Genomic DNA, 16,056 nt, shown 5'->3' on the forward strand with positions numbered 1-16,056 from the left:
AACAATAAATGAAACAGATACAGGTAAGCAAGAACGAGGCGGGGCAGCGTCTGGATAAACTGCTGGCGAAATACCTGAACAAGGCGCCAAAAAGCTTTATCTATAAAATGCTCAGGAAAAAGAACATCACACTCAATGGAAAGAAAGCTGCAGGCAACGAGATGCTTACGTTAAACGATGAAATCAAGATGTTTCTCGCAGATGAGACGATTGAAAATTTCTCTGAACTGAAAGTAGACAGGATCAAGCCGAATCTTAAAATACTCTATGAAGATACAAACATCATGATCATCAACAAGCCGGCCGGAATCCTTTCTCAGAAGGCAGAAACATCGGATGTCTCCATGGTTGAACATGTGATTTCCTATCTGCTTGACAAAGGCGAAATCACAATGGACAGCCTGCAGAGCTTTAAACCTTCGGTATGCAACAGGCTTGACAGGAACACGAGCGGCATCATAGTCGCAGGGAAATCCCTTGCAGGGCTGCAGACCATGTCCGAAATATTCAAGGAGCGTAGCCTCCATAAATACTACAGGTGCATCGTCAACGGAAGGCTTGAAGGCAGGCAGCTGATCGACGGATATCTTGTAAAGGATGAAAAGACCAATAAGGTGAGGATCCTGAAAGAAGAGACTCCTGATTCCAAATATATCAGAACGGAATACGAACCGCTCTTTTCAGATGAAAGGATAACCTATCTCGAAGTTAAACTGATAACGGGAAGGTCCCATCAGATCAGAGCCCATCTGGCTTCCATAGGCCATCCCATCATTGGGGATGTCAAATACGGCAACCGGACAATCAACGAAGAGTTCAGGAAAAAATGCGGAATCAGCCGCCAGCTCCTGCACTCGTACCGCCTGGAAATGCCACAGATCAAAGGGCCGCTGAAATACCTTTCAGGACGGGTTTTTGAGGCAGAGGTGCCACAGGATTTCAAAAAAGTTTTAAAAGGCTTCTAAACTATACACAGGTTACTCAACATCCAAAATGAAAGCGGATTAGGGTATCAGCTTTCACTACGGATGCATGGCGCGCTGTTTCAGCATGCCTGCATCTGTTTTTATCTCATAGGAAATCAGGAAAGCAGGTTTTAGAATATATGGCAGCATGGACATCAAGAGGATTAAGGGGATCGACCTTAGAGGAACTACTAAACAGGACGAATGAAAAGTACCGCCAGGCGGGGCTTGCCTTGATTCAAAAAGTACCCACCCCCATAACCCCTATCAAGATAGATAAGGAGAAAAGGCATATAACCCTTGCCTATTTTGAACAAAAGAGTACAGTGGACTATATAGGAGCGATACAGGGCATTCCAATCTGCTTCGATGCAAAGGAGTGCAACTACGATACCTTTGCGCTTCAGAACATACACCGGCATCAGGTGGAATTTATGGGTGAGTTTGAAAAGCAGAACGGTGTCTCTTTCCTTATCATATACTTTTCGGCCAGGCAGGTTTTCTATTATCTGACCTATGCAAAGATGAAGGAATTTGTCGACAGGGCAGACAGCGGCGGCCGCAAAAGCTTCACCTATGACGAACTGGATCCTGCCTTTCAAATACCGTCAGGAAACGGGGTGTTCGTCAATTACCTGGAGGTGCTCCAGAAAGATTTGGATTTAAGGGATTGACAATTTTATAACTGTACAATATAATTTTACTTGATTTACCTTGCTAACCAATTATCACACTACCAATTTACCATGATAAAGTAAAGGAGTTAATTATATGAAAAACAGACTGCTTCATACCCCTGACGGTGTTAGAGATATTTATAACGGAGAATGCCAAAAAAAGATTGTTCTGCAGGAAAAGCTGCAGGATGTCCTCAAACTGTACGGATACAGGAACATCCAGACGCCTACTTTTGAATTTTTTGACATATTCAGCAGCGAGAGAGGCACCATCCCGTCGAAGGATATGTATAAATTCTTTGACACGGAAGGAAACACCCTCGTCCTCAGGCCTGACTTCACGCCTTCCATAGCGCGCTCGGCAGCAAAATACTATATGGAGGACGACATGCCGATCCGCCTCTGCTACATGGGCAATACCTTCATCAATAATTCAAGCTACCAGGGAAGGCTGAAGGAAACCACCCAGCTCGGCGCAGAACTCATCGGCGACGACACAGTGGAAGCAGATGCTGAGATGATCGCGCTTGTGGTCGATATCCTGAAAAAATCAGGACTCACCGAGTTCCAGGTTGAAATAGGCCAGGTTGATTTCTTCAAAGGCCTTCTTGAAGAGGCAGGGATTGACGAGGACACGGAAGAGACCCTCAGAGAGCTTATTTCAAACAAGAACTTCTTCGGCGTAGAGGAGCTGGTTTCAGAGCAGGACATGAGCGACCAGCTGAAGAAGACATTCCTGAAGCTGCCTGAGCTTTTCGGATCCCTGGAAAAGCTTGCCGAGGCAAAGACCCTTACAACAAACGAAAGAGCCCTCCGGGCAATAGACAGGCTTGAAGAACTCTATGGGGTCCTGAAGGATTACGGAATGGAAAAATACATCTCCTTTGATCTCGGAATGCTCAGCAAATACAAATACTACACAGGCATAATCCTGAAAGCATATACCTACGGAACGGGAGAAGCCCTGGTTACAGGCGGAAGGTATGACAACCTGCTGAAGCAGTTCGGTAAAAAGGCGGCTTCCATCGGTTTTGCTGTCGTAATCGACCAGCTGATGCTTGCCCTTTCAGGACAGAAGATTGCAATCCCGGTTGCATGCAGCAAAACTCTCGTTTTATACAGAAAGCCTGAACAGAAGCAGGCAATCGAACTTACGAACCATCTCCGTTCAAAGGGAACCAATGTTGAGCTGATGAAGATCGACGAAAACAGGACACTCGACGACTATAAGGATTTTGCCGGAAGAAACGACCTGTCTGAGATTCTTTCCTTCGAAGATGAGGAACGGATCCAGGTCATCAGTCTGGAAACAGACAGCGTACAGACAGCATCATTATCAGATTATGTGGAGGGGATATAAGCCATGAGATATTTAACATTCGCACTTGCAAAAGGACGTCTTGCAAAGAAGACGCTGGAGATATTTGAAAAAATCGGAATCACATGTGAAGAGATCAAGGATCCGACCTCCCGAAAACTGATTTTCGTAAATGAAGAGCTGAAACTCAAGTTCTTCCTTTCAAAAGCTACCGATGTGCCTACCTACGTCGAATACGGGGCAGCCGACATCGGAATCGTAGGAAAGGACACCATCCTGGAAGAAGGCAGGAAGATGTACGAGGTGGTCGACCTTGGAATCGGCAAATGCAGGATGTGCGTAGCCGGACCGGAATCAGCAAGGGAACTCCTTCAGCACCATGAACAGATCAGGGTGGCATCAAAATACCCGAATATCGCAAAAGACTATTTCTACAACAAGAAGCACCAGACTGTTGAGATCATCAAGCTGAACGGATCCGTTGAACTTGCGCCTATAGTCGGCCTTGCGGAAGTCATCGTGGATATCGTCGAAACGGGAGCAACATTAAGGGAGAACGGCCTCGACGTGCTGGAAGAAATCTGCCCGTTATCAGCAAGGATGGTTGTAAACCAGGTGAGTATGAAAATGGAAAATGAGAGGATCACGAAGCTGATCAACGACCTGAAATCAGTTCTGTAATCAGGTCTGCTGAGCAGGAAATGACCGTATGACATATAAGCGTGCATGAGGCACAGACAGGAGAGCATATGAAGACAATCAGATTAGATGAAAATACAAAGAAAAACCTTCTTGAGGATCTGCTTAAAAGAAGCCCGAACAACTACGATGAATACACCGACCGTGTAAACGGCATCATAACTGCTGTAAGGAAAGACGGTGACAAAGCCCTATTTGATTTCACGAAGAAGTTTGACGGCGCTGATATATCTGCAGACAATATCAGGGTAACAAAGGAAGAAATCAAGGAGGCATATTCTCTGGTGGCACCAGCACTCATTGACATCATCAGGAAAGCCCTTGTGAACATCGAAAACTACCACAGCAAGCAGAAACAGTACAGCTGGTTTGACAGCACGGAGGATGGCACCATCCTCGGACAGAAAGTAACTCCTATGTCCTGTGTGGGCGTATATGTTCCGGGCGGAAAGGCTGCTTATCCTTCATCAGTGCTGATGAACATCATGCCTGCCAAGGTTGCAGGCGTCGGCAAGATCGTAATGGTCACGCCTCCTGGAAAAGACGGAAAGGTCAATCCCGGAACCCTGGTAGCAGCCAACGAGGCCGGAGCCGACGAAATCTATAAGGTGGGCGGAGCACAGGCAATCGCTGCACTCGCCTACGGAACTGAAAGCATACCGAAGGTGGATAAAATCGTAGGACCTGGAAACATCTACGTAGCCCTTGCGAAAAAAGCCGTTTACGGCCACGTCAGCATCGACTCCATTGCAGGACCAAGCGAAATCCTTGTGCTTGCAGATGAAACGGCAAATCCAAGATTCGTTGCAGCCGACCTGCTTTCACAGGCAGAACATGATGAGCTCGCATCCGCAATCCTTGTGACTACTTCTGAAGAGCTTGCAGCAAAAGTATCTGTAGAAGTGGACAAATTCGTGGCGGAACTTTCAAGAAGTGAAATCATGCAGAAATCGCTGGATAACTACGGATATATCCTGATAGCGGACAGCATGAAGGAAGCTATTGAAACTGCCAACGACATTGCTTCCGAGCATCTTGAGATCGTGACCAGAGATCCATTTATGGTTATGACAAAAATCAGGAATGCAGGTGCCATCTTTATCGGGGAATACAGTTCGGAACCTCTCGGCGATTATTTTGCAGGACCGAACCATGTGCTTCCGACTAACGGTACGGCAAAATTCTTCTCTCCTTTAAGCGTTGACGATTTCATCAAGAAATCAAGCATTATCGCATATTCAAGGGAAGCCCTTGAGCCGATCCACAAGGACATCATTAAATTCGCTGAAGCCGAAAGACTTACAGCCCATGCAAATTCAATCAAGGTACGATTCGAAGACTAGCCGGTTCCATTGAAACCTGTAGTCAGTCAGCCGGACATTACAGACCGTAACCATTTATGCAGAAAGGCAGGTAGGAATATGACAGAAAGAAAAGCGGAAGTACAACGCAAGACTAGCGAAACGGACATCAGACTCAAACTTGATTTAGACGGAAGAGGCACGGCAAAAATTGATACCGGCATCGGTTTTTTCGATCATATGCTCAACGGCTTCACAAGGCATGGCCTCTTCGATATGGAGCTTGAGGCAATCGGCGATCTTTTTGTCGACTGCCATCATACGATCGAAGATACAGGAATCGTCCTTGGGCAGGCAGTCAAAGAAGCACTGGGAGACAAAAAGGGGATCAGGAGATACGGCAGCTCCATACTTCCTATGGACGAGGCGCTCGTTCTCTGCGCAATTGACCTTTCCGGAAGACCATACCTTGTTTTTGATGTCGATTTCACGGCAGAGAAATCAGGAGACATGGATTCGGAGATGGTGAAGGAATTTTTTTATGCAGTATCCTATGCAGCAGGAATGAATCTTCATATCAAGCTCCTGGCTGGCGCCAACAACCATCACATTATCGAAGCCGTCTTCAAGGCATTTGCAAAAGCGCTTGACGAGGCTGTACAGTACGACCCGCGTATTACAGACGTGTTATCGACAAAAGGGACTCTTTAGGATGCAGGGCATCCTGACAGTCTGAAGGCAGGAAAGGACGTAATTTATATGGAAAATAAAAAGCTTATACCATGCATCTATATTTCAAAAGGAAAGGCTGTAAAGGGGTTTGGGAAAACAGGCGCTCTCGAGAACGATGATATCCTGATGCTTGCCAAGACCTATAGCGACGGCGGGGCTGATGAGCTCCTGATCTTCGATTTCTCTGACGGAGACGAGGAACACGAACAGTCAATCGGCATCATAAAGGAAATTTCAAGAGTAATCGACATGCCAATGATCGTCGGCGGCAACGTCAAACGCCTTGAGGACATTAAGAAACTGCTCTATGCAGGCGCCGGGAAGGTAATGCTCAACTACTCCAAGCAGGAGAACATAGACCTGACAGAAGAAGTTTCAAAACGTTTCGGAAGGGATAAGATTGCAGCATGCGTCAATTCGGCTGAATCCGTGGAATCCAACCGCGAACTCATCAAAGAAATGACCGGTACGATCGTCCTTATGGAAGAAGATCTAGTCGATGAAGTTTCTGAACTCTGTGATAATCCGATCATAGTGGTTTCAGATGCGAGGACAGAAAATACGGTCGTCAGACATCTGAAGAAGCCGTCTGTAGCAGGCGTTGCAGGAAAGCTGATCAGCAATATGGATACGGATATCATGAAGCTGAAATATCTATGTTCACAGGAAGATATCCCGATGAACACATTCAAAAGCGCCCTTGCATTCCATAAGTTCAAGCTTAACAACGACGGGCTGATTCCTGTAATCGTACAGGATTATAAGACCGACGAAGTGCTCATGCTTGCCTATATGAATGAGGAGGCCTTTGATCATACAATAAAGACAGGAAAGATGACCTATTATAGCCGAAGCCGCAAGGAACTCTGGCTGAAAGGGGAAACATCCGGACATTTCCAATATGTGAAAACGCTCATGCTTGACTGCGATAACGACACAATCCTGGCGAAGGTAGCCCAGGTAGGTGTTGCCTGCCATACCGGCCGCCATTCATGCTTCTTCCAGACGCTGGTCATGAAGGAATATCAGAGCACCAATCCGCTGAAAGTATTTGAAAATGTATATGACGTGATCGCGGACCGCAAGGCCAATCCGAAGGAAGGTTCCTATACGAATTATCTGTTCGACAAGGGGATTGATAAGATTTTGAAGAAGGTCGGCGAGGAAGCCACAGAGATCGTAATTGCTGCAAAGAACCCTGATTCAGAAGAAATCAAATATGAAATTTCAGACTTTTTATACCACGCCATGGTGCTTATGGTTGAAAAAGGTGTTACCTGGGAAGATATTACAAAGGAACTTGCGCAGAGATAGCATTTGTTCAGAAGATAAAAGACATGCCGTCGTGAATTCGACGGCATGTCTTTTACCATGTTGTAAATATGATTTCCGTATGTTATTATATTTTCTATATGACTTTTTGAGAACATTAAGTCACGGAGGTTGATTATGAATAAATTAGCGTTATCAGATGAAATATTATTAAGCATTGAAAAGCCGGCGCGCTATATCGGCAATGAGGTCAACAGCGTCAGAAAAGACCTGTCGGAAATAGATGTACGTTTTGCCATGTGCTTTCCGGATGTTTATGAAATAGGCATGTCCCATCTGGGAATCCAGATCCTTTACGACATGTTCAACAGGCGTGAAGACGTATGGTGCGAAAGGGTGTATTCACCCTGGGTAGATCTTGACCGGATTATGAGAGAGCGGAATATCCCGCTTTTTGCCCTGGAGTCCCAGGACCCAATTAAAGAGTTCGATTTTCTTGGCATTACGATCCAGTACGAAATGTGCTACACGAACATCCTGCAGATTCTCGAACTGAGCCAGGTTCCGATTTTTGCAAAAGACAGAAGCGAGTCTGACCCCATCGTAATAGGAGGCGGTCCATGTACGTACAATCCGGAGCCCCTGGCGGAGTTCTTCGACCTCTTTTACATAGGAGAAGGCGAAACCGTTTACTTTGAACTTTTAGATGCTTACAAGGAAAATAAAAAGAACGGCGGCAGCAGGCGTGATTTCCTTGAAAAGGCGGCACACATACCTGGAATCTACGTGCCTTCCTTCTACGACGTGGAGTATGATGCGGATGGCATGATTGTGAAGTTTGCACCGAACAATGCAAACGCACCGGAGAAGATCAAAAAGGAAATCGTGATGGATATCACGGACACCTATTACCCGAAGAAACCGGTAGTTCCTTTCATTAAGGCGACTCAGGACAGGGTTGTGCTGGAAATACAGCGCGGATGCATCCGCGGATGCCGTTTTTGCCAGGCCGGCATGGTATACCGTCCTACCAGGGAACGGAACCTTGAGATGCTCAAGGAATATGCATACGATATGCTGAAAAATACAGGGCATGAGGAAATCTCCCTGAGCTCCTTAAGCTCCAGCGATTATTCCCAGCTGGAAAAACTTGTGAGCTTCCTCATCGATGAATTCAGGTCAAAGGGTGTCAACATCTCCCTGCCTTCCCTGAGGATCGATGCCTTTTCTCTTGACGTCATGAGCAAGGTCCAGGATGTGAAAAGGAGCAGCCTTACCTTTGCTCCTGAAGCGGGTTCACAGAGGCTCAGAGACGTCATCAACAAAGGCCTCACGGAAGAAAACATACTCGAAGGCGCAGGCCAGGCATTCGAAGGCGGCTGGAACAGGGTGAAGCTCTATTTCATGCTAGGCCTTCCTACGGAGACCCAGGAGGATATGGAAGGCATCGCTGTCTTATCCGACAAGATCGCACGGAGATACTACGAAATCCCAAAAGAACAACGAAACGGAAAGGTGCAGATCACTGCCAGCACCTCATTCTTTGTCCCGAAGCCATTTACCCCGTTCCAGTGGTCGAGGATGAACACCAGGGAAGAATTCCTTGGAAAAGCCAGGATTGTAAATGCTGCTATGAAGGAGCAGCTCAACAGGAAGAGCCTCAAGTACAACTGGCATGAAGCAGACCTCACGGTCCTTGAAGGCGTCCTTGCAAGGGGCGACAGACGGGTCGGAGCGGTCATCTATGATGCCTACAGACGGGGTTCGCTGTACGATTCATGGAGCGAATTCTTTGACAACAGGAAATGGATGGCGGCTTTTGAAGCAACGGGAGTCAGCATTGATTTCTATAATACAAGGGAGCGAAGCCTTGACGAAATCCTGCCATGGGACTTCATCGACACAGGCGTAACAAAAGAATTCCTGAAACAGGAATGGCAGAAGGCTGTCGGTGAAAGCGTGACTCCTAACTGCAGGATGTCCTGCTCAGGCTGCGGAGCCGCAATATTTGGAGGAGGTGTCTGCTTTGAAAATTAGGATAAAATTCGAAAAAACAGGCGTAATGAAATTCATCGGGCATTTAGATATCATGAGATACTTCCAGAAGGCCATGAGAAGGGCTGAAATCGACATCGCCTATTCAGAAGGCTTCAGCCCCCACCAGGTCATGTCCTTTGCCGCGCCTCTTGGCGTCGGCCTTACCAGCGAAGGCGAATACCTGGACATAGAGGTGGGTATGTGCCTGTCATCTGCCGATGCCATCAACAGGCTCAATGCGGTAATGGTTGACGGCATGAAAGTCCTTACTTTCAAGAAGCTTCCTGACGACAGTGGAAATGCCATGTCAATAGTGGCGGCTGCCGATTACAGGGTTATGTTCAGGGAGGGCAGCAGCCTGATTCCTGACGTGGAACTCGAAGCGAAGCTTGCCGAATTCTATAACCGCAATGAGATCGTGATACTCAAAAAGACTAAGAAGAGCGAAAAGGAAGTAGATATCAAGCCGATGGTATACTCCCTGTCTGCGAAAGACGGAGTGATTTCCATGCAGCTTGCGACAGGCAGCGTAAACAACCTCAAACCAGAGCTCTTAATGGAGGCCTTTGCAGCATACCTTGGAAAAGAACTCGGTGAATTTGCCATTATGGTGCACAGAGTGGATGTATATGCCGATTTAGGAGATGAAAATAACCGGGAGCTTGTTTCCCTTGGAGATTTGGGTGAAGATATTGCATAGTAAACTTGTCATTACCAGGATGTCCGATAAATATGCCTCTGACAGCCAGGAAGAGAAGAATCCGGACAATATCATAACAGCGCTTTACGAGGACGGAGATCTTGTTGAACTCAACTGTGAAAAAGCCGAATCCGACAGGATACTGAACAACATCTATATCGGCAAGGTAAAAAATATCGTATCCAACATACAGGCTGCATTTATCGAGATTGCAGACGGCCTGATGTGCTACTATTCGTTTGAAGACAACAAATCGCCTATATTCGTAAACCACAAGAATTCTCAGAAGCTGGCCATCGGAGACGAGCTTCTGGTGCAGGTGAGCAAGGAGAATGTCAAGACAAAGGCTCCTGTCGTTACATCGAACCTGAGCTTTGCCGGGAAATATATGGTACTCACCACCGGAAACTGCCGTATCGGCATATCAGGCAAAATCCCGGAAGAGCAGAAAAAGCGCCTGAAAAGCTGGGTAAAGCCATATGCAAGCGAGGATTACGGCTTTATCGTGCGGACGAATGCCAAAGATGCTCAAAAGGAACAGATTGAAAAAGAGATCGAAGCCCTGATCAGGCGCTATAATGACGTAAAGTCAGCAGGATTGCACAGGACCTGTTTCAGTCTGATCTACCAGGCGCCTCCGGCATATCTCACGAATCTGAGGGACACTTATGCCAGGAACCTGGAAAGCATCATAACTGACGACGGGGAACTGTACGGAGCTATGAAGGCCTATCTTGAACTGGAGCAGAAAGAAGATGCCGGGAAACTGATGTTTTACGAGGACAGCCTCTTGCCCCTGCAGAAACTGTACAGCCTGGAAACCCGGCTGAAGGAAGCACTGAGGGAACAGGTATGGCTGAAATCAGGCGCATACCTGATCATCCAGCCTACTGAAGCCTTTGTGGTAATTGATGTCAACACCGGGAAATTCACCGGGAAGAAGAAGCTTCAGGACACCTTCCTGAAAATCAACCTGGAAGCTGCGAAAGAGATTGCGAAACAACTCCGCCTCAGGAACCTTTCCGGAATCATAGTAGTCGATTTCATCGACATGGAGAGGGAGGAAGACAGGCAGAGCCTTATGGAAAGCCTGGATGAGTGCCTGAAGAAAGATCCTGTCAAGGCAACCCTGGTCGGAATGAGCAGGCTCAACCTCGTTGAGATAACGAGGAAGAAGGTGCGCAAGCCCCTTAAGGAGCAGATGGTTGTACAATGTCCTGTATGCGGCGGAAGAGGATATCTTTATTAGGAGTGGAGTGTCAAAAGCCCATTTACACAATGGTATTCATCAATTTGCACAGGTTTTCGAATGAGGACGTGATACAAAACATGTTGATTCGCAGCGCGCTCTCGCTTAGATGAAGACGTACAAGGGGGCTTTTGACATGCTGATCTTATTAGCATAAAAAGTGTTGACGTACCCAGAAGACTGTGATAGTATAATAAGGTATGCCGCACAATGAGGTTTTAAGTTCCGATTACGGACACCGCAGTTGGCGAGTAATGATAATAGGAGGTGCCATATGTACGCAATTATAGCAACAGGTGGTAAACAGTACAAAGTAGCTGAAGGCGATATCATTAAAGTAGAAAAACTTGGAGTTGAAGCTGGACAGGCTGTTACATTTGACCAGGTTCTTGTTGTAAACAACGGTGAATTAGTAGTAGGAAGTCCTACAGTAGCTAATGCAACTGTTTCTGCAACTGTAATGAACGAAGGCAAAGGTAAAAAAGTCATCGTTTACAAATACAAGAGAAAATCTGGATATCACAAGAAAAACGGTCATAGACAGGCGTTTACTCAGGTTAAAATTGACAAGATCAATGCTTAATTTGAAGTAACAGGTATTGTTATGATCAGAATAACAATTTATAAGAATTCAAACGGCAGCAATGTTGGATTTAAAACTAGCGGTCATGCTGAATTTGCTGAATATGGGAAAGATATTATCTGCGCGGCAGTTTCTGCCATTACGATCAATTTCGTCAATTCCATTGAAGCATTTACCAATGACAGGTTTAAAATCAAAACCGGAGACGGACTTCTGAAATTTCGATTTCAAAAGGAACCAGGACCCGAATCAAAACTGCTGATGGATTCAATGATCCTTGGTTTGCAAGGAATCCAAAACGATTACAAGAATGAATATATTCAAATAATATTCAAGGAGGTGTAGACTATGTTAAAAATGAACCTTCAATTTTTCGCTCATAAAAAAGGAGTTGGTTCTACTAAGAATGGTAGAGATTCCGAATCTAAGAGATTAGGTGCGAAAAGAGCTGATGGACAGTTTGTAAAAGCTGGAAACATTCTTTACAGACAGCGCGGAACTAAAATTCATCCAGGTGTTAACGTTGGACGTGGCGGAGATGATACTTTATTCGCTTTAGTAGACGGTGTTGTTAGATTTCAGAGAAAAGGCAGAGACAAGAAACAAGTTTCTATCGTTCCTGTAGAAATCAACGAATAATTAACTATAAAAGGCGGCAAGGGCTTCCTGTTTTCATGAGTTAAGGGCTTCGGACTTGTAATTCATGTTAACAGAGGGACTTGCTGTTTTTTTGCAGATAATAGTATGTATTTATACATTTTTATTATATAATTGATTTGGCAGATATTCAGTCAAACCTGCTGAAGACTGTCTGATTTGATACAATTTAACGGAATTGAAAAGAAGGTGAATTTATGTTTGCTGATAGAGCAAAAATTTTTATAAAATCAGGCAAGGGCGGAGACGGACATGTAAGCTTCCGAAGGGAAATTTATGTGCCGAACGGCGGACCTGACGGCGGAGACGGCGGCAGAGGCGGAGACGTTATTTTTGTCGTCGATGAAGGACTCAATACCCTGAGTGATTTCAGACACAAGAGAAAATATTGTGCCGAAGACGGCGAACCGGGCGGAAAGAAAAGATGCCATGGTAAGGACGGCGCGGACATCATTATCAAAGTTCCCCAGGGAACAATCATCAAGGAAGCGGAATCCGACAAGGTAATTGCCGATATGTCCGAACCCGATTCAAAAAAGGTAATCCTGAAAGGCGGAAGAGGCGGGCAGGGAAACCAGCATTATGCAACTTCTACTATGCAGGTGCCTAAATTTGCACAGCCTGGACAGTCAAGCAAGGAACTGCAAGTCACCCTCGAGCTTAAGGTAATTGCCGATGTTGGGCTTGTTGGATTCCCTAATGTAGGAAAATCCACACTGCTCTCCAGGGTTTCAAATGCGAAGCCGAAGATTGCCAACTACCATTTCACCACGATAACCCCTAACCTGGGAGTTGTAGATCTTGAAAACGGAAAAGGCTTCGTAATTGCAGATATCCCCGGACTTATCGAAGGTGCTTCAGAAGGAGTCGGTTTAGGCCATGAATTCCTGAGGCATATCGAAAGAACAAAGGTAATGATACATATAGTAGATGCGGCCTCTACTGAAGGCAGGGATCCTGTTGAAGACGTTTATACAATCAACAGGGAACTAGCTGCATATAATGCCGACCTTGCGAAAAGGCCTCAGGTAATTGCTGCCAACAAGACAGATGCCATTTTTGCAGATGATGAAGATCCGGTCCAGAAGATCCGTGATGAATTTGAGCCTCAGGGAATAAAAGTATTCCCAATTTCCGCAGTGTCCGGAAAAGGCCTGAAAGAACTGCTTTACTACGTATATGAACTTCTTCAGACCGTAAATCCGGAACCGATCGTATTCGAACAGGAATTTTTCCCTGAAGCCATAGACTATGCAAAACTGCCTCATACAATACATGTGAATGAGGATGGCTTCTATGTTGTGGAAGGTCCTCGTATTGAAAGGCTTCTCGGATACACGAATCTGGATTCCGAAAAGGGCTTTGCATTCTTCCAGAAATTCCTTAAGGACAGCGGAATACTTGATGAACTTATAGAGGCAGGAATCCAGGAAGGCGACACCGTAAAGATGTATGGCCTGGAATTCGACTATTACAAATAAATTCCAAAGCGGAAAGCCCGGCAGAGCCGGGCTGCCTTATATCTTGCACCAGGGAGGTGACAATAAATGACAAGCAAACAAAGAGCATACTTAAAAGGCCTTGCAAGCACAATGGACCCGATTTTTCAGGTAGGAAAAGCAAGCCTTACGCCGGAAATTACATCTGCAATCGCAGAAGCACTTGAAGCAAGGGAACTCATAAAAATAAACGTTCTTAAAAACTGCATGGATGACCCGAAGGAAATCGCTTCAATAGTCGGCGAAAGAACCCATTCGGAAGTCGTTCAGGTAATCGGCAAGAAAATCATCCTCTACAAAGAATCAAAAGACAAGAAAAAGATCATACTTCCTTAGGAGATACAAAATGAAAATGTTTAGGGATGGAAATGACAGAATCGGCATTATGGGAGGAACATTCAATCCGATCCATATAGGCCATCTGATTCTGGCTGAGAATGCTTATGAACAATTCAATTTAGACAGAGTGCTGATTATGCCTTCGGGTAAACCGCCTCATAAGGAAAATCTGGAATCCGCCTCAACAGAACACAGGGTAAAGATGGCTGAACTGGCTATTGGCAGCAACAATCACTTTGAGCTCTCTCTGATTGAGGTGGAATCTTCCGGATACACGTATACCTATGAAACATTAGCTAAATTAAAAGAAAAAAATCCCGACACTGAGTATTATTTTATTATGGGAGAAGATTCGCTTTTTGATTTTGAAAAATGGAAGGAACCTGCAAAAATATGCGATAAGACAATCCTTGTTGTCGCATGCCGGGATGTCTACACACAGGCAGACCTGGATGAGCAGATCGGATATATCCGAAAAAAATATGGCTGCCGTATCTACAAGCTTGATACTCCAAACATAGACATATCTTCCAGCGTCATTCGCAAACGCGTCAGCAAAAAGCAGACAATCAAATATTACGTCCCTGAAGATGTGGAGCGTTATATTTACAACAGGAAATTATACCAGAATGTTTAATTGAATAGTGAAGGTGAGTACTACGAATCTGAAAAAATTTAAACGTAAACTGAAAAAGACGCTGGACGAGAATCGATATGTCCATACAATGGGTGTTATGTATACAGCTGCCTGCCTCGCCATGCGGTATGAATGCGATATTTCAAAAGCGCAGACTGCAGGTATTCTTCACGACTGTGCGAAATGCATACCCGATGATACCAAAGTGCAGCTTTGCAGGAAATACAATATCCATATGACAGATCTGGAGAAGTCAAATCCATTCCTTCTCCATGCAAAGCTTGGTGCTTTTTTTGCAATGCATAAATACAAAGTAACAGACAAAGAAGTAATCAGCGCAATCCTGAACCATACAACAGGAAAACCGGACATGTCGCTTCTTGACAAAATCATATATGTTGCAGACTATATTGAACCCGGCAGGGAGAAAGCGCCTAACCTGAGTGAAATCAGAAAGCTGGCTTTCATTGATATCGACCGTGCCGTTTACAGGATTCTGGATGATACTCTGGCATATCTGGAGCATTCCGATGGTGATGTCGAACCGCTCACCAGGAAGGCTTATGAATATTACAGGGATTATTACAATAATCTTGAAAATCATGATTTGAACGGCTCTGCCGATCTCAAGTCTGCTGAACATGAATAAAGGATACTGAGAGGAATTAGTAAAATGAATCAATCAAAAGAAATGGCACGTATAGCATGTGCTGCCCTTGCCGATAAAAAGGCAGAAGATATAAAAGTAATCGAAATAGGCGGCATCTCCGCTCTTGGCGATTATTTTATAATTGCAAACGGTACAAACAGAAACCAGGTACAGGCTATGATAGACAACGTACAGGACGACCTTTTCAAAGCAGGCCATGAAGCCAAGCATATAGAAGGCTACAACACTGCAAACTGGATTCTTCTTGATTACGGCGATATCATTGTACATGTTTTCGCAAAAGAGGACAGATCGTTCTATGATCTCGAAAGGATCTGGAGAGATGGCAAGGAAATTGACGTCGAAGAGCTGTTAAAGTAGATTCGTGCCAAAAGCCCATTTACATAATGGTATTCGTCAATTTGCACAGGTTTTCGAATGAGGACGTGATGCAAAACATGTTGATTCGCAGCGCGCTCTCGCTTAGATGAAGACGTAGTGGTACGTAAGGCCGCAAAATACGCGGCCCAAGTACCAACGTCTTCATAAAGCTGCTCATCAATTCATGTTTTGTATCACTGTGCTACAGCTAGCGAGTGTGCAAATTGATGAAGCCGAGGTTTACGATATGCTTTTGACATTCTGATCCTATGATGTTGGAGTCAAAAGGTATTTTGACCCTAGATACCTACGGATTGTTACGCACTTTGTGGTATCATCCTATAAATCAAAAAAACCACAG

18 protein-coding genes are annotated in these 16,056 nt (G+C 45.2%); all 18 read left to right on the forward strand.

Features of this window, described 5'->3' with window-relative positions; all coding sequences use genetic code 11:
- The first annotated feature begins 8 nt into the window (after nt 1-8).
- The 18 genes from BJR36_RS00980 (at nt 9) to rsfS (ending at nt 15,695) form a co-directional block, all read left to right on the forward strand.
- Nucleotides 9-965, forward strand: a complete 957-nt coding sequence (locus BJR36_RS00980; RefSeq protein ID WP_091228831.1) for an RluA family pseudouridine synthase — start codon at nt 9-11, stop codon at nt 963-965.
- A 140-nt stretch (nt 966-1,105) separates the two neighbouring features.
- Nucleotides 1,106-1,639 carry a Holliday junction resolvase RecU gene (locus tag BJR36_RS00985; protein WP_091228833.1) on the forward strand — a complete coding sequence of 178 codons (534 nt, stop codon included), beginning with the start codon at nt 1,106-1,108 and terminating at the stop codon, nt 1,637-1,639.
- A 97-nt stretch (nt 1,640-1,736) separates the two neighbouring features.
- Nucleotides 1,737-3,002: an ATP phosphoribosyltransferase regulatory subunit gene (hisZ, locus tag BJR36_RS00990; protein ID WP_091228836.1), complete on the forward strand. Its 1,266-nt coding sequence runs from the start codon at nt 1,737-1,739 to the stop codon at nt 3,000-3,002.
- A 3-nt stretch (nt 3,003-3,005) separates the two neighbouring features.
- A complete protein-coding gene (hisG, locus tag BJR36_RS00995; protein WP_091228838.1) occupies nt 3,006-3,641 on the forward strand; it encodes an ATP phosphoribosyltransferase in 636 nt (211 codons plus the stop codon).
- Between the two features lie 68 nt (nt 3,642-3,709).
- Nucleotides 3,710-5,002, forward strand: a complete 1,293-nt coding sequence (hisD, locus tag BJR36_RS01000; protein ID WP_091228842.1) for a histidinol dehydrogenase — start codon at nt 3,710-3,712, stop codon at nt 5,000-5,002.
- A 78-nt stretch (nt 5,003-5,080) separates the two neighbouring features.
- Nucleotides 5,081-5,671, forward strand: coding sequence for an imidazoleglycerol-phosphate dehydratase HisB (hisB, locus tag BJR36_RS01005; RefSeq protein WP_091228847.1), 591 nt, complete (start codon nt 5,081-5,083; stop codon nt 5,669-5,671).
- A 48-nt stretch (nt 5,672-5,719) separates the two neighbouring features.
- Entirely contained in the window at nt 5,720-7,006 is a 1,287-nt protein-coding gene (gene hisIE / locus BJR36_RS01010) for a bifunctional phosphoribosyl-AMP cyclohydrolase/phosphoribosyl-ATP diphosphatase HisIE (RefSeq protein WP_091228851.1), read from the forward strand.
- A gap of 135 nt (nt 7,007-7,141) precedes the next feature.
- Complete coding sequence (locus tag BJR36_RS01015; RefSeq protein WP_091228854.1) at nt 7,142-9,001, forward strand: TIGR03960 family B12-binding radical SAM protein; 1,860 nt, start codon at nt 7,142-7,144, stop codon at nt 8,999-9,001.
- Nucleotides 8,991-9,701, forward strand: a complete 711-nt coding sequence (locus tag BJR36_RS01020; RefSeq protein WP_091228857.1) for a TIGR03936 family radical SAM-associated protein — start codon at nt 8,991-8,993, stop codon at nt 9,699-9,701. The genes BJR36_RS01015 and BJR36_RS01020 overlap by 11 nt, the downstream gene beginning before the upstream one ends.
- 19 nt (nt 9,702-9,720) lie before the next feature.
- Entirely contained in the window at nt 9,721-10,950 is a 1,230-nt protein-coding gene (locus BJR36_RS01025; protein WP_091229877.1) for an Rne/Rng family ribonuclease, read from the forward strand.
- Between the two features lie 274 nt (nt 10,951-11,224).
- A complete protein-coding gene (rplU, locus tag BJR36_RS01030) occupies nt 11,225-11,533 on the forward strand; it encodes a 50S ribosomal protein L21 (RefSeq protein ID WP_091228861.1) in 309 nt (102 codons plus the stop codon).
- A gap of 21 nt (nt 11,534-11,554) precedes the next feature.
- A complete protein-coding gene (locus BJR36_RS01035) occupies nt 11,555-11,878 on the forward strand; it encodes a ribosomal-processing cysteine protease Prp (protein ID WP_091228863.1) in 324 nt (107 codons plus the stop codon).
- A gap of 3 nt (nt 11,879-11,881) precedes the next feature.
- Nucleotides 11,882-12,172, forward strand: a complete 291-nt coding sequence (gene rpmA, locus BJR36_RS01040; protein WP_091228866.1) for a 50S ribosomal protein L27 — start codon at nt 11,882-11,884, stop codon at nt 12,170-12,172.
- A 215-nt stretch (nt 12,173-12,387) separates the two neighbouring features.
- Nucleotides 12,388-13,671 (forward strand): GTPase ObgE, encoded by a 1,284-nt coding sequence (gene obgE / locus BJR36_RS01045; protein ID WP_091228869.1) that lies wholly within the window; start codon nt 12,388-12,390, stop codon nt 13,669-13,671.
- 66 nt (nt 13,672-13,737) lie between these two features.
- Nucleotides 13,738-14,025: a ribosome assembly RNA-binding protein YhbY gene (gene yhbY / locus BJR36_RS01050; RefSeq protein WP_091228872.1), complete on the forward strand. Its 288-nt coding sequence runs from the start codon at nt 13,738-13,740 to the stop codon at nt 14,023-14,025.
- A gap of 10 nt (nt 14,026-14,035) precedes the next feature.
- Nucleotides 14,036-14,665: a nicotinate-nucleotide adenylyltransferase gene (nadD, locus tag BJR36_RS01055; RefSeq protein ID WP_242875418.1), complete on the forward strand. Its 630-nt coding sequence runs from the start codon at nt 14,036-14,038 to the stop codon at nt 14,663-14,665.
- Nucleotides 14,666-14,678: 13 nt separating this feature from the next.
- Nucleotides 14,679-15,314: a bis(5'-nucleosyl)-tetraphosphatase (symmetrical) YqeK gene (yqeK, locus tag BJR36_RS01060; RefSeq protein WP_091229882.1), complete on the forward strand. Its 636-nt coding sequence runs from the start codon at nt 14,679-14,681 to the stop codon at nt 15,312-15,314.
- A gap of 24 nt (nt 15,315-15,338) precedes the next feature.
- Nucleotides 15,339-15,695, forward strand: coding sequence for a ribosome silencing factor (gene rsfS, locus BJR36_RS01065; RefSeq protein WP_091228876.1), 357 nt, complete (start codon nt 15,339-15,341; stop codon nt 15,693-15,695).
- Nucleotides 15,696-16,056 lie beyond the last annotated feature (361 nt).

The sequence above is a fragment of the Anaerobium acetethylicum genome, assembly GCF_900096945.1.
GTDB lineage: Bacteria > Bacillota > Clostridia > Lachnospirales > Lachnospiraceae > Anaerobium > Anaerobium acetethylicum.